General features: G+C 74.0%; 16 protein-coding genes. 13 read left to right on the plus strand and 3 right to left on the minus strand.

What is annotated here, in order from left to right; genetic code table 11:
* The first annotated feature begins 330 nt into the window (after nucleotides 1–330).
* Nucleotides 331–3,297 carry a beta-N-acetylglucosaminidase domain-containing protein gene (locus ACLJT4_RS26660; protein ID WP_411125953.1) on the plus strand — a complete coding sequence of 989 codons (2,967 nt, stop codon included), beginning with the start codon at nucleotides 331–333 and terminating at the stop codon, nucleotides 3,295–3,297.
* A 74-nt stretch (nucleotides 3,298–3,371) separates the two neighbouring features.
* Here ACLJT4_RS26660 and ACLJT4_RS26665 read toward each other — a convergent pair whose 3' ends face one another.
* The gene (locus ACLJT4_RS26665; protein WP_016575977.1) at nucleotides 3,372–3,908 is read right to left on the minus strand and encodes an HNH endonuclease; all 537 of its coding nucleotides are present in this window, start codon (nucleotides 3,906–3,908) and stop codon (nucleotides 3,372–3,374) included.
* A gap of 290 nt (nucleotides 3,909–4,198) precedes the next feature.
* Between ACLJT4_RS26665 and ACLJT4_RS26670 the strand changes: the two genes are divergently transcribed.
* The 8 genes from ACLJT4_RS26670 to ACLJT4_RS26705 all read left to right on the plus strand — a co-directional run bounded on the left by ACLJT4_RS26670 (nucleotide 4,199) and on the right by ACLJT4_RS26705 (nucleotide 13,076).
* On the plus strand, nucleotides 4,199–5,299 hold the full coding sequence (locus ACLJT4_RS26670; RefSeq protein ID WP_411125868.1) for a mechanosensitive ion channel family protein: 1,101 nt from the start codon (nucleotides 4,199–4,201) through the stop codon (nucleotides 5,297–5,299).
* A 146-nt stretch (nucleotides 5,300–5,445) separates the two neighbouring features.
* Nucleotides 5,446–5,784, plus strand: coding sequence for a hypothetical protein (locus ACLJT4_RS26675; RefSeq protein ID WP_016575975.1), 339 nt, complete (start codon nucleotides 5,446–5,448; stop codon nucleotides 5,782–5,784).
* A gap of 329 nt (nucleotides 5,785–6,113) precedes the next feature.
* On the plus strand, nucleotides 6,114–7,301 hold the full coding sequence (locus ACLJT4_RS26680; RefSeq protein WP_411125870.1) for an ROK family protein: 1,188 nt from the start codon (nucleotides 6,114–6,116) through the stop codon (nucleotides 7,299–7,301).
* A gap of 68 nt (nucleotides 7,302–7,369) precedes the next feature.
* On the plus strand, nucleotides 7,370–8,764 hold the full coding sequence (locus tag ACLJT4_RS26685; protein ID WP_411125872.1) for an ABC transporter substrate-binding protein: 1,395 nt from the start codon (nucleotides 7,370–7,372) through the stop codon (nucleotides 8,762–8,764).
* A gap of 13 nt (nucleotides 8,765–8,777) precedes the next feature.
* Nucleotides 8,778–9,734, plus strand: coding sequence for a carbohydrate ABC transporter permease (locus tag ACLJT4_RS26690; protein WP_411125874.1), 957 nt, complete (start codon nucleotides 8,778–8,780; stop codon nucleotides 9,732–9,734).
* Nucleotides 9,735–9,761: 27 nt separating this feature from the next.
* Nucleotides 9,762–10,667, plus strand: coding sequence for a carbohydrate ABC transporter permease (locus ACLJT4_RS26695; protein WP_411125876.1), 906 nt, complete (start codon nucleotides 9,762–9,764; stop codon nucleotides 10,665–10,667).
* A 7-nt stretch (nucleotides 10,668–10,674) separates the two neighbouring features.
* Nucleotides 10,675–12,093 carry a 6-phospho-beta-glucosidase gene (locus ACLJT4_RS26700; protein WP_411125878.1) on the plus strand — a complete coding sequence of 473 codons (1,419 nt, stop codon included), beginning with the start codon at nucleotides 10,675–10,677 and terminating at the stop codon, nucleotides 12,091–12,093.
* Entirely contained in the window at nucleotides 12,084–13,076 is a 993-nt protein-coding gene (locus ACLJT4_RS26705; protein WP_411125880.1) for an N-acetylglucosamine kinase, read from the plus strand. The genes ACLJT4_RS26700 and ACLJT4_RS26705 overlap by 10 nt, the downstream gene beginning before the upstream one ends.
* Before the next feature lie 42 nt (nucleotides 13,077–13,118).
* Here ACLJT4_RS26705 and ACLJT4_RS26710 read toward each other — a convergent pair whose 3' ends face one another.
* Together ACLJT4_RS26710 and ACLJT4_RS26715 are read right to left on the minus strand one after the other, a co-directional pair.
* On the minus strand, nucleotides 13,119–13,436 hold the full coding sequence (locus ACLJT4_RS26710) for a hypothetical protein (RefSeq protein ID WP_411125882.1): 318 nt from the start codon (nucleotides 13,434–13,436) through the stop codon (nucleotides 13,119–13,121).
* 292 nt (nucleotides 13,437–13,728) lie between these two features.
* The gene (locus ACLJT4_RS26715; RefSeq protein WP_411125884.1) at nucleotides 13,729–14,421 is read right to left on the minus strand and encodes a FadR/GntR family transcriptional regulator; all 693 of its coding nucleotides are present in this window, start codon (nucleotides 14,419–14,421) and stop codon (nucleotides 13,729–13,731) included.
* Nucleotides 14,422–15,028: 607 nt separating this feature from the next.
* Here ACLJT4_RS26715 and ACLJT4_RS26720 point away from each other — a divergent pair.
* The 4 genes from ACLJT4_RS26720 to ACLJT4_RS26735 all read left to right on the plus strand — a co-directional run bounded on the left by ACLJT4_RS26720 (nucleotide 15,029) and on the right by ACLJT4_RS26735 (nucleotide 21,484).
* Complete coding sequence (locus ACLJT4_RS26720; RefSeq protein WP_411125886.1) at nucleotides 15,029–16,411, plus strand: hypothetical protein; 1,383 nt, start codon at nucleotides 15,029–15,031, stop codon at nucleotides 16,409–16,411.
* 11 nt (nucleotides 16,412–16,422) lie between these two features.
* Nucleotides 16,423–17,436, plus strand: a complete 1,014-nt coding sequence (locus ACLJT4_RS26725) for a glutamate ABC transporter substrate-binding protein (RefSeq protein ID WP_411125887.1) — start codon at nucleotides 16,423–16,425, stop codon at nucleotides 17,434–17,436.
* Between the two features lie 149 nt (nucleotides 17,437–17,585).
* Nucleotides 17,586–18,887 carry a hypothetical protein gene (locus tag ACLJT4_RS26730; RefSeq protein WP_411125888.1) on the plus strand — a complete coding sequence of 434 codons (1,302 nt, stop codon included), beginning with the start codon at nucleotides 17,586–17,588 and terminating at the stop codon, nucleotides 18,885–18,887.
* The gene (locus ACLJT4_RS26735; protein ID WP_411125889.1) at nucleotides 18,884–21,484 is read left to right on the plus strand and encodes a tetratricopeptide repeat protein; all 2,601 of its coding nucleotides are present in this window, start codon (nucleotides 18,884–18,886) and stop codon (nucleotides 21,482–21,484) included. The genes ACLJT4_RS26730 and ACLJT4_RS26735 overlap by 4 nt, the downstream gene beginning before the upstream one ends.
* Nucleotide 21,485 lies beyond the last annotated feature (1 nt).

The raw sequence follows: 21,485 nt of genomic DNA on the forward strand, positions 1-21,485 counted from the left end.
CGACGGATGTCCAGGAGCGCGGCACGGGCCCGGTTGACACCCTCTCCGGCACAATGGTGGGCTCACGGCCGAAGGTCTGTCCGAACGGGCACCGAGGGTGACGGAACCCGCGGTGCCGCGCCACGCACCACGACCACCCACCCGCACCGCGGCCCCCGTCGACCGGGCGGGCCCGGGCGCGCGGTGGCGACGCGGCGGCCGGGCGGCGGGCCACAGGGGGAACCGGCGGGAGCCGGTGAGCGCGAGAGACGGGGACGAGGAGCGACCGTGCGAGTCCGGGGCGTGTGGGGCGGTAGGGCCGGTACGGGCAGGGGTGGCAGCCGGGCGCGACTGGCCGGGACCACCGCACTGGCCGCGGCCGTCATAGGAGGGCTGCTCGGCGGCGCACCGGCCGCCCACGCGACCCCGACCGGCCCCGCGGCGGGCACCCCCGACCGGCCCGACCGCCCCGCCGACGCCGCTGCGCCGCCCGCGGTCTGGCCGCGCCCGCAGTCGATGCGGCAGCTCGGCGCGGCCGTCCCGCTCGGCCCGACGGCGGCGCTGGTGGCCGCGCCGGACACCGACCCGTACGCCCTCGACGTGCTGCGCGGACTGCTGCGGGACGCCGGGGTGCGCACCGTCCGGCAGATCGCGCCCGGCGAGCGGCCACCCGCGGACGGGCCGGTGCTGCTGGTCGGCGGGGCGCCCGCCGACGACGCCCTGCGGGCGCTGCGGGTGCCGCCCCGCGGCGACCTGCCGTCCGGCGGCTACCGCCTGGCCGTGGGCCAGGTCGCCGACCGGGACACCGTCGCACTGGACGGCGTCGGCCCGGACGGCCTCTTCCACGCCGCCCAGACCCTGCGCCAGCTCGTCACCGACGCCCCCGCCGGCGAGACCGGCGCGCGGCAGCTGGCCTCGGTGACCGTCCGGGACTGGCCGGCCACCGGCGTCCGCGGCACCACCGAGGGCTTCTACGGACAGCCGTGGAGCCAGCCGCAGCGCCTGGCCCAGCTGGACTTCATGGGCCGCACCAAGCAGAACCAGTACCTCTACGCGCCCGGGGACGACCCCTACCGGCAGGCGCGGTGGCGCGACCCCTACCCGGCCGCGCAGCGCGCCGACTTCCGGGCACTGGCCGAGCGGGCCCGCGCCAACCACGTCACGCTCGGCTGGGCGGTGGCGCCCGGCCAGGCGATGTGCCTGTCCTCGGCGGACGACCTGCGGGCGCTGCGCCGCAAGGTGGACGCGATGTGGGCGCTGGGCGTGCGGTCCTTCCAGCTCCAGTTCCAGGACGTCAGCTACAGCGAATGGCACTGCGCCGCCGACGCGGAGACCTTCGGGACCGGGCCGCAGGCCGCCGCCAAGGCCCAGGCGGGCGTCGCCAACGCGCTGGCCCGGCACCTCGCCGAGCGGCACCCCGGCGCCGCCCCGCTGTCCCTGATGCCGACCGAGTTCTACCAGGACGGCGCGACCGCCTACCGCAGTGCGCTGGCGGCGGCGCTCAACGACCGGGTGGAGGTGGCCTGGACGGGCGTCGGGGTGGTTCCTCGGACCATCACCGGCGGCGAACTGTCCGCCGCCCGCGAGGCGTTCGGCCACCCGCTGGTCACCATGGACAACTACCCGGTCAACGACTACGCACAGGACCGGATCTTCCTCGGCCCCTACACGGGCCGCGAACCGGCCGTCGCCACCGGCTCGGCGGCACTGCTCGCCAACGCCATGGAGCAGCCGCTGGCGTCCCGGATCCCGCTGTTCACCGCCGCCGACTACGCCTGGAACCCGCGCGACTACCGGCCCGCGCAGTCCTGGGAGGCCGCCATCGACGACCTCGCCGGCGGCGATCCCACGGCGCGCGCGGCCCTGCGCACGCTGGCCGGCAACGCCGCGTCCTCGCTGCTCAACCGCGAGGAGTCGGGCTACCTCACGCCGTTGATCGACCGCTTCTGGCAGGCCCGCGCGGCCGCCCTCAACCACGGCCGGCCCGGCACCGACGAGGACTACGCCAAGGCCGCGCGGGCACTGCGGACCGCGTTCGGCGCCATGAGCAGCGCGCCCAAGGGCCTCACCTCCGACCTGCGGGCCGAAGTCGGCCCGTGGGCCGAGCAGTTGGCCCGCTTCGGCACCGCCGGGGCGCAGGCCGTGGACACCCTGCTGGCGCAGGCCCGGGACGACGGCGACGCGGCCTGGGCGGCGCAGCGCACCGTGCGGCGGCTGCGCACGGAACTCGACGGGAGCCCGGTGACGGTCGGCAAGGGCGTCCTGGGGCCGTTCCTGGACCGGGCGATGACCGAGGCGGACGCCTGGACCGGGGCGCACGGCGGCGCCCCGACACCGGACCGCGGCGACGGCCGGACGTCACTGACCGTGCCCTTCCCCCGGGTCCGGCCGCTGACCGCGGTCACCGCGCTCACCGCACCGGGCCCGGCGTCCGGCGCGGTCTCCCTCGAAGCCCACGTGCCGGGGGCCGGCTGGCAGCGGCTCGGCCCGCTGTCCGCGACCGGCTGGACGGAGACCCGCACCGACGGGCTGCGCGCCGACGCGATCCGCCTGACCTGGGGCGACAACGCCCCGAAGCCGTCCGTGCAGGCCCTCACCCCGTGGTACGACGACGGCCCGCGGGCCGGCCTGGAGCTCTCCCGCACCCAGGCCGAAGCGCAGACCGGCGGCCGCACCACGGTGCAGGCCCTGCTCTCCTCCCGCCGCCCCGGCGCGGTGCACGGCCCGCTGAAGGTCACCGCGCCCAAGGGCTTCGCCGTCCACGCGCCCCGGGAGGTGACCGCCCCGCGCGGCGGCACCGCGCTCGTCCCGCTGGACGTGGACGTTCCCGAGGACACCCCGTCCGGGACGTACCGGCTCACGGTCGCCTTCGCCGGGCAGGAGCGGCAGCTGACCCTCCGGGTGTTCCCGCCCACCGGCGGCCCCGACCTGGCGCGCGGCGCGGCGGCCACGTCCTCCGGCGACGAGACGGACGACTTCCCGGCCTCGGCGGCCACCGACGGCGACCCGAAGACCCGCTGGTCCTCCCCCGCCGAGGACGCCGCCTGGTGGCAGTTCGCGCTGCCCGCGCCGACCCGGCTGGGCCTGGTCGTCCTGCACTGGCAGGCCGCCCACGCGGCCGCGTACCGCGTCCAGGTCTCGGCGGACGGCCGCACCTGGCGCACCGCCGCCACGGTCCGCCACGGCAAGGGCGGCCGGGAGGCGATCCGGATGGACGCCGCGGACGCCCGCTACGTCCGCATCCAGGGCGACGAGCGGGCGACGCGGTTCGGCTACTCGCTGTGGGGCGTCGAGGCGTACGCGGTGCGCGGCCGGTGACACGCCGTGGCGGGGGCTCCGAGGAGCCCCCGCCACACCGAAACCGCCGCCTCAACAGACGCAGAAGCCCGGATCTACGCCGATACGGCATCGATCCGGGCCAAGGCGTCATCCGCGCCGTACGGCTGCAAGTAGGGCAGCCAGCGCGGGTCCCTATGCCCCGTCCCGATGATCCGCCAGGCGAGGCCGGACGGCGGGGCGGGCTGATGGCGCAACCGCCAACCGATCTCGGCGACGTGCCGGTCGGCCTTGACGTGGTTGCAGCGACGACAGGCGGCGACGACGTTCTCCCAGGTGTGCTGGCCGCCGCGGCTGCGCGGGATGACGTGGTCGACGCTGGTTGCGACGCCACCGCAGTACATGCAACGCCCGCCGTCCCGGGCGAACAGCGCCCGGCGGGTCAAGGGGACGGGCCCCCGAAAGGGGACCCTCACGAAACGCTTCAAGCGGACCACGCTCGGAGCGGGTATGACATGGGTCGCGCTGTGCATCAGGGCGCCGGATTCCTCAAGGCTGACGGCCTTCTCATTGAGGACGAGGACGAGCGCGCGGCGGAGCGGTACGACGCCGAGCGGCTCGTACGACGCATTGAGGACCAGGACGTGCGGCACGGGTGCCTCCTTGTACGCCGGCGGCGCGTGGCTCGCGCCGGGACGATCTCCCCACAGTGTCCCCCGGTGCCTGGTCGGCGCGCCACCATGACCAGGTAACGGGCCGGAGGTGTTTTCCACCACAGCGCCGCAGATCCCTCCAGATCCGGCTCATTCCGGCCGTCCCGGGCGCCGCGCGATCGAACACAGGCGCGGTCCGCCCGCGTTGCCCCGTTAGTGTGGTAGATCTGCCCGGCTTCCTCGGGTCCCTGAGCGGGCCGGGCCTGCTGTCCCTCACGGAAGGTTCCGCTGTGTACTGGTCCGCCCTGACGGCCGCCGCCGCGCCACCGCGCACCGCCGCGTCCGGCTCCTCCGGTCCGACCTCCCTCGACGAGGCCACCCAGAAGGCCACGAACGCCGCCGACTGGATTCAGGCGAACTGGGGGACGTGGCTGACGTCCGCGCTCCAGATCATCTTGATCATCGTGATCGCGGTGGTCCTGCGGCACGTGATACGCCGCACCATCACCAAGCTCATCGAGCGGATGAACCGCACCGCGTCCGCGGCGCAGCACACCGCACTGGGCGGGCTGCTGGTCAACGCCGAGCGGCGGCGGCAGCGCTCGGAGGCGATCGGCTCGGTGCTGCGCAGCGTCGCCTCCTTCCTGATCATGGGAACGGCCGCGATGACGGTGCTCTCGGTCCTCCAGATCAACCTGGCGCCGCTGCTGGCCAGTGCGGGCGTGGCCGGCGTCGCGATCGGCTTCGGCGCCCGCAACCTCGTGACCGACTTCCTCTCCGGCGTCTTCATGATCCTGGAGGACCAGTACGGCGTCGGCGACGAGATCGACGCGGGCGTGGCCACCGGCACGGTCATCGAGGTCGGCCTGCGGGTCACCAAGCTGCGCGGCGCCAACGGCGCGATCTGGTACATCCGCAACGGCGAGGTCAAGCGGATCGGCAACCTCAGCCAGGGCTGGTCCACCGCCTCCGTCGACGTGCTGATCGCCGCGGACCAGGATTTGGAGCGGGCCCGCGAGGTGATCACCGACGCCGGTGAGGCGATGTCCAAGTCCGAGCCGTGGAACGAACTGCTGTGGGAGCCGGTGGAGGTGCTGGGGCTGAGCGAGGTGTCGCTGGACACCGTCACGGTCGGCGTCTCGGCCAAGACCATGCCGGGCAAGGCGGCAGGCGTGGAGCGGGAGTTGCGCTGGCGCATCAAGCACGCGCTGGACGCGGCCGGCATCCACCTCGCGGCGCGCCCGGCGGCCGAGGAGGAAGAGGACGCGCCGGTCGATCCGTCGACCGCCGTCGCCGCCCCGTCGGCGCTCAACAACCCGTCGTCGCCGCAGTCCCAGGCGACGTCCCCGATCCCGCCGCAGCTGAGCAAGGAGCCCCCGTCGGGGCGGTGAGCGCCGGCCGGGGCGACCCCGCGGCCCACGACAACAGAGGGGCATGTGACTCAGATCACATGCCCCTCTGTCATACGTACCGCGGCCCCGCTTCGTATCCGGGATGTCGGCACCAACGACACAACGACGGAGAAGGAGACTTCACCATGAAGATCCGCAATCGCGTGGCCACGGGGGCCGTCGCTTCGGTCCTGATGCTCGGCAGCGCGGCGGCCCTGACCGCCGCCGCCCCCGCCTCCGCCGCGGCCCGGCCGCAGATCAAGAACGACCTCACCTGCACCACCAACAGCGACGGCCGCCGCGGCACCGCGGACTGCACCAACAACACCAACCGCACCATCGCCTTCCGGGTGACCGTGGTCTGCGGCTGGTGGCCCGACCAGACCGGCCCCTGGCGGACCCTCAACCCGGGTGCCCGCGACCACTCCGAGGCCACCTGCGACGGCGGCACCGGCGTCGGCAGCGTCGGCTGGCAGGAGGGCTGAGCCGACCCGGGGCCCCACCACCCCCCTGACGAGCGGGGACACGGGCACCACGAGAACGACGGGGGACACGGGGAACGCGGGGAACACGGGGAACACGGGGGACGCGGGGGAACACCGAGGGGCGCACCGGCCGATCGCCGGGCGCCCCTCTTCCCGTGCTTGCCGTGCTTGCCGTGCGCACCGCGTCCGGCCCCGTACGGCACCGAACCCCGTCCAGACCATTGACGCGCACCTGACGGGCGGCCTACCTTCCTTCCCAGTAATTGGAAGGTTTCCTAACAGACACCTTCCGGTCAGCTTCCGCACGGAACACGGGGTGGGCAACAGTCATGGCCACAGCAGGACAGGGAACGCCGGGCACGCCGAGGGTGCTCCGGGCGATGAACGACCGGGCCGCACTGGACCTGCTGGTCTCCCAAGGCCCCCTGACCCGCACCCAGATCGGCGAACTGACCGGCCTGTCGAAGCCGACCGCCTCCCAACTCCTGGCGCGGCTGGCCGCGGCGGGACTGGTCCGCACCACCGGCAACGTCACCGGCCGGCCCGGCCCCAGCGCCCAGCTCTACGAGGTCGATCCGGCCGCCGCCCACGTCGCCGCGCTGGCCGTGGACCAACTCGGCATCACCGCCGCCGTCGCCGACATCACCGGACACGTCCTCGGCGAGCAGCGCGTCGACACCACGACGGTCCCCGACGACGCCCCCGACCTGACCGCCCGCCTCGTCGCGCGGGCCGTGGACGGCGCACTGGCCGCGGCCGGCGTGGAGCGCGGACAACTGCACCGCGCGGTGATCGGCACCCCCGGCGCGCTCGACCCGCAGACCGGCCTGCTGCGGTATGCGCCCCATCTGCCCGGCTGGCAGTCGCGGGCACTGCGGGAGGAACTGGCCGAGGTCCTCGGCATCCCACTGGTCATCGAGAACGACGTGAACCTCGCCGCCGTCGCCGAACAACACGACGGCGCCGCACAGGACTTCGACGACTTCGTCCTGGTCTGGGTCGACGAGGGCGTGGGCGCCGCGATCGTGCTGGACGGACGGCTGCTGCGCGGGGCCACCGGCGGCGCCGGCGAGATCGGCTACATGCCGCTGCCCGGCGCACCGCTCGCCCGGGACGGCGACCGCAGCGCCGCCCGGCCGGACGCCGGCGGCGGGTTCCAGCGCCTGGTCGGCACCCCGAGCGTCCTCGCCCTCGCCCACGAGTACGGCGCCCCGGAAGTCCGCACCGTCGCCGAGGCCCTGGCCCGCGACGACGTCCGGGCCGAAGTGGCCCGCCGGCTCGCGACCGGCCTCGCCGCCGTGGTCGCCGTCGTCGACCCCAGCCTGGTGGTGCTCTCCGGCGAGGTGCCGCAGGCCGGCGGGGAGGCCCTGCGGGCCCTGGTCGAGGACGAGTTCACCGGGCTCGCGCTGCCCCGCCCCGAGATCCGGATCAGCGACATCGCCGGGAACCCCATCCTCACCGGCGCCTTGCGCACGGCGCTCGCCGAGGCGCGCAACGCCGTCTTCGACACCGCGTGACCCCCTCGCCGCGCCGGCCGAGGAGCCCCGCCAGGCCCCCAAGGAACCCCTGACGTAAGGAAGTCCGCATGCCGCTCTCGCGCCCGGGTGTCCGCACGCGTCCACGCCTCGGCCCACGCCGCCGCCCACGGATCCGGGCACGCACCGGCCTGACCGTCGCCCTGGCCACCGCCGGACTGCTCGCCGCGGGCTGCGCCAACCCCAGCGTCGGCAGCGACCGCGACGACCCCACCCGGCCGGTCACCCTCACGTTCTGGCACGGCTGGTCCGACGCCAGCGAGGTCAAGGCGATCGACGACAGCATCGCGCGCTTCCAGAAGCTGCACCCCAACATCACGGTGAAGGCCGTCGGCAACGTCTCCGACGACACCATGAACCAGGCACTGCGCGCCGGCGGCAGCGACGCCCCCGACGTGGTGTCGTCGTTCACCACCAACAACGTCGGGCAGTACTGCTCGTCCGGGATGTGGGCGGACCTCGACCCCTTCCTGAAGAAGACCGGCGTGGACAAGACGAAGGTCTTCCCGAAGACCCTGCTCGACTACACCCAGTACCGCGGCCGGCAGTGCGCACTGCCCCTGCTCGCCGACGCCTACGGGCTGTACTACAACAAGGACGCGTTCGAGGAGGCCGGCATCACCCGGCCGCCGCGCACCATGTCGGAACTGAAGCGGGACGCCGTGAAACTGACCCGGCGCACCCAGGACGGCGGCTACCACCGCCTCGGATTCATGCCGAACTTCCGGCTCTACCAGAACAGCCCGGACCGGCTCTTCGCCCAGTGGGGACCCCGGTACTTCGACCGCAACGGCAAGGCGCGGCTCGCCGAGGACCCCGCGACCCGCGACTTCCTCACCACCCAGCGCGGCCTCATCGACGCCCAGGGCGGATACCGCGCGACGGAGAGGTTCCGCACCACCTTCGGCGACGAGATGTCCTCGCAGAACGCCTTCCTGCGGCAGAAGGTGGCCATGCACATGGACGGCGAATGGCGCGGCCTGATGCTCAAGGAGGCGAAGGCGCCGTTCCGGTGGGGCGTCGCGCCGATGCCGGTGCCCGACGACCAGGCCGACGCCTACGGCCGGGGCTACCTCACCGGGACCATCGCGGGCATCGCGCACAGCAGCCGGCACCAGAACGCCGCCTGGGAACTGGTGAGGTTCCTGACCGTCGACACCGACCAGGTCGTCGCCTTCGCCAACGCCATCCACAACATCCCGTCCACGAAGGCCGCGCTCGCCTCACCCCGCCTCGACGCCGACCCGGACTTCCGCACCTTCCTGCGCATCGCCACCGACCCCCGCAGCACCGCCCTGCCGCCCTCCAACAACGGCGACATGTACGTGACCTCCCTCCAGGACTTCTCCTACGCGGCGGAAGCCGGAAAGGTCCCCGACCTCGACGCGGGACTGCGCGGACTCGACGCGCGGATCGACGCCGACAACCTCCAGTCCGAGAACTGACGGAGAGCCCCGCATGGCAGCCACCGCCTCCCCCGCCCCGGAACTCCGCCGCAAACAGCTCCGCGAACGCCTCCGCATCCTGGGGTTCCTCTCCCCCTGGCTCGTCGGCTTCTCGGTCTTCTTCGGCTACCCGCTGATCGCCACCGGCTACTTCTCGTTCATGCACTACAACCAGATCGAGCAACCCACCTTCGTGGGCCTGCGCAACTGGACCTACGTGCTGACCCAAATGCCGCTGTTCGGGCCCGCGTTGTGGAACACGCTCTGGCTGGTCGTGGTGATGGTGGCGCTCCGGGTGGTCTTCGGCCTGGGCATCGGCCTGCTCATCACCAAGGTCAAATCGGGTGCCGGGTTCTTCCGCACCGCCTTCTACCTGCCGTACCTGGCCCCGCCGGTCGCCGCCACCGTCGCGTTCGTCTTCCTGCTCAACCCCTCGACCGGCCCGGTCAACGAGATCCTGGGCACGCTCGGCATCCCCGCCCCGGAGTGGTTCAACGACCCGACCTGGGCCAAGCCCTCCCTGGTCCTGCTGTCCCTGTGGGGCATCGGCGACCTGATGGTGATCTTCATGGCGGCGCTGCTGGACGTCCCCAAGGAGCAGTACGAGGCCGCCGAACTGGACGGCGCCGGCGCCTGGTCGAAGTTCCGCTACGTGACCTGGCCGGCGATCACCCCGATCGTGCTGTTCGCGGTGGTCACCGGCGTCGTGCAGACCATGCAGTACTACACCCAGGCACTGGTCGCCGGGAAACTCGCCTCCGGCGTCTCCATCGGCCCCGGCAGCGTCATCCAACCCGGCTACCCGGACCACTCCACCCTGACCGTGCCGCAGCTCGTCTACTCGCTGGGCTTCCAGAACTTCAACACCGGGGCGGCCTGCGCCCTGTCCCTGGTGCTGTTCGTCATCGCGATGGCCGTGACCACCCTGCTGATGCGCAAGCGCGCCGGCCTGCTCCCGGCGGACGACTGAACCGCCACGACCGAGGACTGATCCGACGTGACCACCACGACGCTCACCCGCCGTCCCGCCCGGGCCCGCACGCCCGGCACCACCGGCACCCCGGCCGCCCGGGCCCGCCGCACACGGCTGCTGCACTGGATCGCCGTACACGCGGTCGCCGTCGCCGCCGCCCTGTTCTTCCTGCTGCCGTTCGTCTTCGTCTTCCTGACCTCCGTCATGAGCGACGACCAGGCGATGAGCGGCGAACTGTGGCCGCACCAGTGGCACTGGTCCAACTACGCCGCGGTCTTCACCACCCCCGGCTTCCTCGACTGGTGGAAGAACTCGCTGCTCTACGCGGGCCTGGGCACCCTCTTCACGGTCTGCTCGGCGATCCCCGTCGCCTACGCGCTGGCCCGCTTCCGCTTCCGCGGCCGCCGCACCGCGATGGTCCTCGTCATCTCCACGATGATGCTGCCGCCCCAGGTCGTGGTCATCCCGATGTACCTGGTGTGGGCCCAGCAACTCCACCTGACCGGGTCGATCTGGCCGCTGGTCGTCCCGATGGCGTTCGGCGACGCCTACTCGATCTTCCTGCTGCGCCAGTTCCTGCTGACGATCCCCCAGGAGTACGTGGAGTCCGCGAAGGTCGACGGCTGCGGTGAACTCAGCACCCTGCTGCGGATCATCGTCCCGATGGCCCGCCCGGGCATCGCCGCCATCGCGCTGTTCCAGTTCTTCTACTGCTGGAACGACTACTTCGGCCCGCAGATCTACACCGCGCAGAACCCGGCCGCCTGGACCCTGTCCTACGGCCTGGAGTCCTTCAAGACCGCGCACAACGTCAACTGGAACCTCACCATGGCCGCAACGGTGCTGGTCATGGCCCCCGTCATCGTCGTTTTCTTCTTCGCACAGAAAGCCTTCGTCGAAGGCGTCACACTCACCGGAGTGAAGGGCTGAAACGGATATGAAGCTGGCAGTGGTCGGCGGCGGCTCGACCTACACCCCCGAACTCATCGACGGTTTCGCGCGGTTGCGCGACGTCCTGCCGGTCACCGAACTCGTCCTGATCGACCCGGCGGCCGACCGGCTGGAGCTGATCGGCGCGCTGGCCCGGCGGATCTTCGCCCGGCAGGACCACCAGGGCCGGATCACCTGGACCGACGACCTCGACGCCGGCCTCGACGGCGCCGACGCCGTCCTCCTCCAACTGCGGGTCGGCGGCCAGGCCGCCCGCAACCAGGACGAGACCTGGCCGCTGGAGTGCGGCTGCGTCGGGCAGGAGACCACTGGCGCCGGCGGTCTCGCCAAGGCACTGCGCACCGTCCCGGTCGTCCTGGACATCGCCGAACGGGTCCGCCGCCGCTGCCCGGACGCCTGGATCGTGGACTTCACCAATCCGGTGGGCATCGTCACCCGGGCCCTGCTCAGCCACGGCCACAAGGCCGTCGGCCTGTGCAACGTGGCCATCGGCTTCCAACGGAAGTTCGCCACACTGCTCGGGGTGGCTCCGGAACGCGTCGAGTTGGAGCACGTCGGCCTCAACCACCTCACCTGGGAACGGGCCGTCCGGGTCGACGGGACGGACGTCCTGCCCCAGCTCCTCGCCGCGCACGGCGACGCGGTCGCCGCGGACATCCGCATGCCCCGCCCGCTCCTGGACCAGCTGGGCGTCGTCCCCTCGTACTACCTTCGCTACTTCTACCAACACGACGCGGTGGTCGAGGAACTGCGCACCAAGCCGTCCCGCGCCGCCGAGGTCGCCGCCATCGAACGGCAGCTGCTGGACCTGTACGCCGACCCCACGCTCGACGAGAAGCCCGAACTCCTCGGCCGGCGCGGCGGCGCCTTCTACTCCGAGGCCGCGGTGGCCCTGACCTCCTCACTGCTGGGCGGCGGGAACCGGAACGGCACGACCGCGGGCGCCAGGGTCACCACCGGCCGGGGGGACGCGACGGACGGGCCCAACAGCGTCAGCCAGCCGGGGCGTTCGGGCGGCGAGGATCCGCGCGGCGAGGAACTGCCGGTCCGGGCGGCCGGGGGCGGGCAGTCGGCCCAGGTGGCCGGGGACGTACAGATCGTCAACACCCTCAACAACGGGACGTTGCCGTTCCTGCCGGACGACGCGGTGATCGAGGTACCGGCGGCGGTGTCGGCCCGGGGGGCCTCCCCCCTCCCCCTCCGCCCCCTCGCCCCCCTCTTCGCCGGACTGGTCGCCAACGTCACGGCCTACGAGCACCTGGCCCTGGACGCGGCCCTCAAGGGCGGCCGCGACCGGGTGTTCTCCGCGCTCCTCGCACATCCCCTCATCGGCCAGATCGACTATGCGAACCGGCTCACCGACCAGCTGATCGCACACAACCGGGAGCACCTCACGTGGGCCTGACCGGCACCGCACTCGCCATCGACGCGGGCAACAGCAAGACCGACGTGGCCCTGCTGGCCACGGACGGCAGGATCCTCGGCCGGTCCCGCGGCGGAGGCTTCCAACCGTCCGTGGTGGGCACCGCCCGGGCCGTGGACACGCTGGCCCCGCTGATCGCCGCGGCCCGCGCCCAGGCCGGCCTGGCCGACCACGGCCCGGTCGACCACCTGTCCGCCTTCCTCGCCAATGCCGACCTGCCGGTCGAAGTGACCCGACTGACCGCCGAGATCGCCGCCCGGGGCTGGGCGGACACCGTCACCGTCCGCAACGACACCTTCGCCCTGCTCCGCGCCGGACTGCCCGACGGCGGCGAACCGTTGGGCGTCGCCGTGGTCTGCGGCGCCGGCATCAACTGCGTCGGCCTCGGCCACGGCGGCGCCACCGCCCGCTTCCCGTCGATCGGCCGCCTCTCCGGCGACTGGGGCGGCGGTTCCTTCCTCGCCGACGAAGCCCTGTGGCGCGCGGCCCGGGCCGAGGACGGCCGCGGCGCCCCCAGCGCGCTCGCCCGCGCCCTACCGGCCCACTTCGGGCTGGCCACCATGCTGGAGCTGATCGAAGCACTGCACCTGCACCGCATCCCCGAAACCCGCCGGCACGAACTCACCCCCCTGCTCTTCGCCGTCGCCGCGGACGGCGACCCCGTCGCCCGCGCCGTCGTGGACCGCCAGGCGGAGGAGATCGCCGTGCTGGCCACCGTCGCCCTCCAACGCCTGGATCTGCTCGCCGAACCGACCCCGGTCGTCCTCGGCGGTGGTGTCCTCGCCGCCCGGCACCCGCTGCTCCACGACCGCCTCATCCACCTGTTGGCCGAACGGGCCCCGAAGGCGGTGCCGCACGTCATCACCGCGCCCCCGGTCCTCGGCGCCGCCCTGGACGCCTTGGACCGGACGACCCCGGCACCGCCCCCGACGGCTTATGCGCGCCTGCGGTCGGAGTGGGCGTAGGGCCGCGGCTGCGCCGTGCCCACCCCTGCGCGCCGCCCGCCCTCAGCCGACCTGGACGCAGTCGCCCCTGCGGGTCTCGGTGCGTTCGCCCGGGGCGAGGATCAGGTCGGCCACGGACGGGGATCTCTCACCCTCCGTGAGGATGGTGAGGGGGTGGTCGGTGTCGTTGATGACGCGGGTGGGGGTGCCGTCGGCGGCGTGGAAGAGGGGGTAGGTGCCGGCCGGGTTGATGTAGGTCGTGCTGCCGATGGTCAGGAAACCGCTGGCCGGGGCCGGGAGTTCGGGGATGGGTGAGGTCCGGGTGGCGGTCCGGGCGGCGGCCTTGGTCAGCGGCGTCAGGAGCTGGTTGATACGGCGCATGGCGTCCCTCCGGTGCTGCGCGGGGTGGTGGGGTCGGCGGGCTCGCCGACCCTTCGTCACTCAGCGTAGCCGGAGGGGATGGGTTCGTCAGCGGCGCGCGGGGGTGAAGGCGGGGGCGTGCGGGGCGCGATGCGCGCCGTTCCTCGCGGCGTCCGGCCCGTACGAAGCCCGACCCGTACGAAGCCCAAGCCGCCCGAAGGCCCGCGCCGTCACGGCCGGCCCCAGGGCGACGGGAGGCCGGGGCACGCCGCCCGCGGCCGGTCGCTCGCTCGGGCGGTCGTCGGCCCGGCGGTCAGTCGTCGAGCGGCAGTGCCAGGTCGCGCACGTGGCCGGCGAGGAGGAGGACGGCGGCGTCGACGGCGGCCTGGGGGTCCTGGGCGCGGATGGCGTCGGTGAGGCGGGAGTGCGGGTCGGTGGGGTCGGCGTCGGCGGTGTCCAGGCAGGCGGCGCGGCGGAGTTCCTCGCGCAGGGCGGCGCTGAGGGAGCGGTAGATGTCGGCGAGGACGGGATTGGCGCTGGCCTCGGCGACCAGGACGTGGAACTCGGCGTCGGCGGCGGTGAACGCCTCGCTGTCGTGCTGCGCGAGGGCGGCCTTGCGGCGGTCCAGGGCGGCCTCGATGCCGGTGAGCTGTTCGTCGGTGCGGTGCTTGGCGGCCTGCCGTGCGGCGACCACGTCGAGTCCCTGGCGGACCTGGGTGACGTGGCTGAGTTCGGCGCGCTCCAGGCGGCGGCGGAGGGCGACCGCGCTGTCGTCGTCGGAGATCACGAAGGTGCCGTCGCCCTGCCGGGGTGCGAGCAGGCCGGAGTGGACGAGGGAGCGGACGGCCTCGCGGACCGAGGCGCGGCTGACGCCGAGGGCTTCGGAGAGGGCGCTCTCGGGCGGGATGCGGCTGCCCACGGGCCAGGTGCCGTTGACGATCTGGCCGCGGATCTCGTCGGTCGCGGACTCCACGAGCGACACCCGACCCTTGCGGACGGTCTGCACTCGATCACTCCCCTTTTCTCGGCGGGTCGGACGTTCGTCGGGCGGGACGGACGGCTCCGGGCGGCGCAGGAGGCGGACGGGTCCGGTGCGGGCGGGCGGCGCGGGTCCCGTGGTGCGGGACTCCGGACGCGCGTCATCCGGGGTGGTGGCCGGCGGCGGAGCGTCCGTTCCCGGTCGCCTGATGTCCGGCGACTCCTCGTAAGGGTAATGCGGGGCGGCGGCGGTCCGCCCCGGTCCGGTGGGGAACCGCGGTGGTGCGGGTCTGCGTGAGGGGAACAGAGAGGAGCGGGGCGGAGCGGGGCGGGGCGGTGCGGGGCGGTGCAGTGCAGTGCGGTGCGGGCGCCGTGGGGGTGCCGGGGTGTTTGGCGTTCCGAACAAGATCGGGTCAAGTCCGGTGTGCTGGTGGGGCGGCCCGGACATACTGACGGCCGTGCGCCCGTGCCCGTGGGCGCCTTGCGCGGGGCCGGCCCGCAGTGAGCGAGCAGGGGGTGGTGCGTCGGTGTCTCCGGTTCCTTCGGTGTCGACGGAGGCGTCGGTGCCTTCGCAGGCGTCGGGCCCCCCGGGGTCCTCGGGGGCGCCCGCGTCGTACGCGGCTGCGGGTCCCGCGGTGTCGTCCGCGGTGCCGGCGCGCCGGCGTACCGCGTGGGCCGAGGGGCTCGACCACCTGCGGGGCGCCGCCACGACCGAGCCGGGGCGGTTGCGTGCGCTCGGTGCGGTGCTGGCGCTGCTGGTCGTGGTGTTCGGTGCGGCGACCGCCTGGCAGGTGACGGACCGGTCCGCGGCCGCCGACGACGTCGTGCTGCGCAGTCAGCCGCTGACCGTGGACGCGGCGAGCATCTTCCGGTCGTTGGCGGACGCCGACACCACGGCCGCCGGTGGGTTCCTGGCGGGCGGCACGGAGTCCGCGGTGACCCGGCAGCGGTACGAGGCGGACGTCGCGACGGCGTCGCAGCTGCTGGTCAGGGCGGCGGCGAACGCGCGGGTGCCGGGTGCGGAGGACGGCGCGGTGGATCGGACCGGGGAGCAGGTCGCCCGGCTGAACGCGTTGCTGCCGCGGTACACGGGGTTGATCGAGACGGCCCGGACCAACAACCGGCAGGGGTTGCCGCTGGGCGGTGCCTACCTGCGGTACGCGAACGGGCTGATGCGGACGGAACTCCTGCCGGCGGCGCAGGCGTTGTACGAGGCGGAGACGGAGCGGCTGGCCGTCGACCAGGCGCGGGCCACGGCGTGGCCGGGGTTCGCGCTGGTGGCGGGCGTGGTCGCCCTGGGGGCGCTGGGCTGGGCGCAGCGCCGGCACTACCGGCGCACCAACCGGGTGTTCAACCGCGGTCTGCTGGTGGCGACGGTGGCGTCGGTCGCGGTGCTGCTGTGGTTGGCGGTGGGGCACGCGGTGGCGCGGGCCGGGCTGGTCGACGCGTACGAGCACGGGACCCGGTCGTTGCAGGCGCTGAACACCGCGCGGATCGACGCGCTGCGGGCGCGGGCGGACGAGAACCTGACGCTGGTGGCGCGCGGTGCGGTGCTCACGGCCGATCAGAAGGACTTCTACGAGGTCGACTTCCAGTCGAAGATGGGGCATCTGGCGGGACCGGACGGTCCGGGGCCGGTGGCCGCCGCCGGTGAGTTGGGGAAGGCGCTGGCTCTGGTGGACGACGAGGCGGGGCGGCGGCCGGTGCTCGACGCGGTGGCGGCGGCCGGGCAGTGGCGCACGCGGCACGCGGCGGCGCGGGCGGCGGACGACCGGGGCGCCTATGACCGGGCGTTGGCTCAGGTCATCGGGGGCAGCGGTTCGACGGGGGCGTCGTTCGACCGGGTGGACACCGGGCTCGGGCGGGCGTTGGTGCACGAGCAGGCGCGGTTCCGCGCGACGGCGGACGGCGGGCGGGCGGCGTTCCGGTTGCTGGCGGTGGGTGGCGCGGTGCTGGCGGTGCTGGCGGCGACGGCCGCGGTGTGGGGCGTCGGGCGCCGGTTGTCGGAGTACCGGTGAGGGGGCCCGGGATGCGTCAGACGCGCGGGCGGGGGCTGCGGGACCTGCGGGCCGTGTTGGGTCCGGTCGCGGCGGGGATGGCCGTGATGGCGGCGACCGCGACGGTGTTGGTGCCGGCGCTGGGGCGCGGGGCGGGGCGGTCGGAGGGGTCCGGGCCGGTGGCGGAGCACCGGGCGTACGGGCCGGGGACGGCGACCGCGACTCCGGCGGGGGCGCGGTGCACGCCGGGGACGGCGACGCAGAGCCTGCGTCCGTCGCCGGCCGACGGGCCGGCGGTGGAACGGATCAAGAAGAAGGGGCAGTTGGTCGTCGGGGTGGACCAGAACACCTACCGGTGGGGGTATCGGGACCGGGACACGAACCAGTTGGAGGGGTTCGACATCGATCTGGCGCGGGCGATCGCCAAGGACATCCTCGGGCCGGACGCCAAGGTGGTGTTCCAGGCGGTGCCGACCAACCAGCGGATCCCCGCGGTGCGGCAGCGCACGGTGGACCTGGTGGTGCGGACGATGACGATCAATTGTGCGCGCAAGGAGCAGGTGGCGTTCTCGACGGCGTACTTCCAGGCGGGGCAGCAGGTGCTGGCGCCGAAGGCGTCGTCGATCACGGCGTTCGACGATTCGCTGCGGGGTCAGCGGGTGTGCACGGCGGACGGTTCGACGGGGGAGGCGGAGTTGCGTCAGCACCCGCACGGTGCGCGGGTGCTGACGGCGCCGAACCAGTTGGACTGCCTGGTGCGGTTGCAGTTGGGCGAGGCGGACGCGGTGGTCACCGACAGTGCGTTGGCTGCTGCGCAGGCGGCGCAGGACCCGACGGTGGAGCTGAAGGGCAAGCCGTTCACGGACGAGTCGTACGGCGTGGCGATGAACAAGGACGATCCGGATCTGGTGCGGCGGGTCAACAAGGTCCTGGACGACTACCGCAGCGGGGGCGACGACAGTTCGTGGATGCGGGCGTACCGCAAGTGGCTTCAGGCCGATCTGCCGGGCATATCGGGGCCGCCGGCGCCGGAGTACGGCGACTGAGCGTGACCCGGCCGTGGTCGGGGGCCCCACGGAGCGTCCGATGGGGTCACTATGGAGGGACTGGAGCGGGGGAAAGGGGAGCGAAGGGCCGGCGAGCGAGCCCGGCGCACCAACCGCCGTGCACGGTACGCGTATTGGAGAGGTGATCGATGGGGGTCCCTGGACCCTTCCCCGGTTCGGCGGGGCGGCCCGACGCCCCGGTGCTGGACCGGGAGGAGGCGGACCGTGCGCTGGCGCGGCTCGGCGCCGAGTACGAGGCGATCGAGACCTCGCTTTCGGCGTTGCAGGACCACGCCGGCCGTCGGCTCCTGGAGGGCGCCGACCTGTCGGGTGTCACCAAGGAGCGGTGGGCGCAGACGGAGCGGTCCCTGGCGGTGCTGTGGTCGCTGTTCGACGCGTACACGGAGGTGTTGTCGGCCGCCCGGGAGGTGCGGGCGCGGCGGCGTTGGCCGTCCGCGGCGGATCTGGCGGAGCTGTCGGAGGTGCTGGGTCGCGGTGCGGCGCCGGTCGCGGTGGGGGACGGTGCCGGCGGGGCCGGGGCGCGGATCGGGTTGGCGGAGCTGGTGGACCGGTTGACCGGGTTGTACGCGCGGTCGTTGGACGTCATCGTGGCGGCGGACGCGGTGTGGTCGGCGTTGCCGGCGCGGATAGACCTGTTGGCCGAGGAGTTGCGGCGGACGCGGTCGTTGGCGCATTCGGTGGGGGTGCGGCCCGGGGAGCATCCGGCGGGCGACGACCTGGAGCGGATCACGGAGGAGCTGGCGCGGTTGCGGTCCCAGGTGATCGCGGATCCGTTGGCGTTCTGGGTGTCGTCGGGGGCGGGGAGTGCGGCGCCGGGCGGTGGTCGGCCGGACACCGTGCGGTACGACCGGGCGGCGCGGGCGTTGGAGGACATCCGGCGTGAGGTGGCGGCGGTGCTGGACGTGCGGCAGGACGCGGAGCGGCGGTTGATGCTGCTGCGTGACGTGCTGTCGCGGGCGGACCGGACGTTGACCGAGGCGCGGCAGGCGCGCGGTGAGGTGCTGGCGAAGATCGCCGCGTCGGAGGTGCCGGCGGTGAGCGGTCCGTCGACGGTGCTGCACGAGCAGTTGACGGCGGCCGCGGAGTACCGGCGCCGGTCGCAGTGGCATCGGTTGTCGCCGCTGTTGGACAGTTTGGAGGAGCGGGCCGAGGAGGAACTCCAGTGTGCTCGGGCGTCGTTGACGGCGGTGACGGCGCCGTTGGCGGTGCGGGCCGAGTTGCGGGGCCGGCTCGACGCGTATCGGGCGCGGGTGGTGCGGCATGGTGTGGCGGCGGATCCGTTGCTGGTGGAGCGGTACGACCTGGCGCGCCGGATGTTGTGGAGTGCGCCGTGCGATCTGCGGGTGGCGGAGCAGGCGGTGTGGCGTTATCAGGAGGCGGCGGCGGAGGCGATGGTTCCGCAGGCCGGCGACGGCAGGGGGGAGCCGTGACGGAACGGGACGGGGGGCGGTGCCAGCGCCGGGAGTGCGCGGGGCACTACGAGGACGTCGGCGGCGGGGAACTGTACTGCGAGGTGTGCGGGCTGGCGCCGGTGGTGTCCCCCGAGGGGCTGCTGTCGGCGACCGCGACGGTGCTGACGCAGCGGATGGACCTCGGGGGCGCGACGGTCGCCGGGCCGGCGCCGTCCGAGGGCGGTCGGGGGCGCCGGCCGGACGGGGCGCACACGCCGGGGCGGGCGTCAGGGCGGGCGTCGGGGGCCGGCAGCGGGTCGGGCGGGCGGACGTCGCCGGTGGTGCACGGTTCCGGCAGCGGCCGGCCGGGCTCGGGTTCGGGGGGCGGTTCCGGGGCGTCGCGCGGCCGGTTGGGGGCCGGGCTGGTGTCGGTGCCGCAGGTGCCGCGGCGCGATCCGCTGGCGGCGGTGCTGACCGACCCGGAGGTGCCGGAACGGAAGCGGTTCTGCAGCCGCGGGGAGTGCGGGGCGCCGGTGGGCCGGGGCCGGGACGGGCGTCCGGGCACGGCGGAGGGCTTCTGCACCCGGTGCGGCCATCCGTACAGCTTCGTGCCGAAGTTGCGGGCCGGGCAGCTGGTGCACGACCAGTACGAGGTCGCGGGGTGCCTGGCGCACGGCGGGCTGGGCTGGATCTACCTTGCGCGGGACCGGGCGGTCGACGACCGGTGGGTGGTGCTCAAGGGGCTGCTGGACACCGGTGACGAGGAGGCGCTGGCGGCGGCGGTGTCCGAGCGGCGGTACCTGGCGGCGATCGAGCACCCCAACATCGTGCGGATCTACAACTTCGTGGAGCACCTGGACCGTTCGACGGGCAGCCGGGACGGCTACATCGTCATGGAGTACGTCGGCGGCACGTCGTTGAAGGACCTCGCCAACGAGCGGCGCGCCGCCCACGGGCGGCGCGATCCGATGCCGGTGGAGCAGGCGTGCGCGTACGGCATCGAGGCGCTGGAGGCGCTCGGCCACCTGCACAGCCGGCAGTTGCTGTACTGCGACTTCAAGGTCGACAACGCCATCCAGCAGCATGACCGGCTGAAGCTGATCGACCTGGGTGCGGTGCGGCGGGCGGACGACCACGAGAGCCCGCTGTTCGGGACGATCGGCTACCAGGCGCCGGAGGTCGGCGAGGTGGGGCCGTCGGTCGCCTCCGACCTGTACACCGTCGCGCGCACCCTCGCCGTCCTCACCTTCGACTTCCAGGGGTACACCAACGTCTTCGCGGACTCGCTGCCGGACCCGGACCACATCGAGGTGTTCCGCTCCTACGAGTCGTTCTACCGGCTGCTGGTGCGGGCCACCGACCCGGATCCGGGGCGGCGGTTCGGGTCCGCAGAGGAGATGGCCGAGCAGTTGACGGGCGTGCTGCGGGAGGTGGTGGCGCTGCGGACGGGCGAGCCGCGGCCGGCACCGTCGACGCTGTTCGGGCCCGAGCTGCGGGTGGTGGGCACCGAGCCGATGCCGCCGCCGGCCGGGGACGCCTCGCTGCTGGGCGGCCGCCGGACCGGCCGGGGACGCGGGCGGCGGCCGGCCGGGGCGGATCCGGTGCGGCCGGCCGGCGGGCCGCAGCCGCGCCCCCTCGACGCGGCGGGGGCGGCGCTGGCGCTGCCGGTGCCGCGGGTCGATCCGGACGACCCCCAGGCCGGGTTCCTGGCCTCCCTGCACGCCGCGACCCCGGCGGAGCTGCTGGCCGCACTGCGGGCGGCGCCGGCCGACTCCCCGGAGGTCCGGCTGCGGGCCCTGCGCGCCCAACTGGAGCTGGGGCGGGGCGCGGCGGACCCGCGGCCGGACGCGCCGGACGCCGGGCAGCGGTGGGACGCCGGTGGGCCGCCGGACGGGGCCGGGGACTGGCGGACGGTGTGGCACCGCGGGCTGGTGGCGCTGGCCACCGGCGACCGTGAGGGCGCGGCGCTCGCCTTCGACGCGGTCTACGACGCCTTTCCGGGTGAACCGGCGCCGAAGCTGGCCCTGGGCATCAGTGCCGAACTGCTGGGGCAGTTGGACAACGCCGCGGAGTACTACCGCCTCGTGTGGGCGACCGACCGCGGGTACGTGAGTGCCGCGTTCGGGCTGGCCCGGGTGCGGCTGGCGGCCGGTGACCGGACGGGTGCGGTGGCGGCCCTGGAGTCCGTGCCGGAGGCGTCCATCCACTACACGGCGGCCCGGATCGCCGCGGTCCGGGCCCGGCTGCGGCAGCGCTCGCCCCGGGAACCGCTGCTGGCGGACCTGACGGCCGCCGCCCAACAGGTGCAGGCGCTCGCCGACTTCGGACTGGACGACCGGCGGCGGGCACTCCTCGCCACCGAAGTACTGGGCAGTGCCCTGGACTGGGTACTCTCCGGAGGCCACGGCGACGGGCCACCGGCCGGCACCCCCGGTGACGGGGGGTCGGGCGGCGCTGCCGGGCCGCCGACCGCGCACCAGCGGCCGGCGCTGCTCGGCAGCCCGTTGGACGAACGCGGGCTGCGGTTCGGGCTGGAGCGTTCGTACCGCCTGCTGGCGCGCCTCGCGCAGCGTGGCGAGGAAAGGATCGAGCTGGTGGAGCGGGCCAACCGCTTCCGCCCCAGGACATGGGTGTGAC

This window comes from Streptomyces sp. x-19 (assembly GCF_046549115.1).
Taxonomy (GTDB): Bacteria; Actinomycetota; Actinomycetes; order Streptomycetales; family Streptomycetaceae; genus Streptomyces; species Streptomyces albulus_C.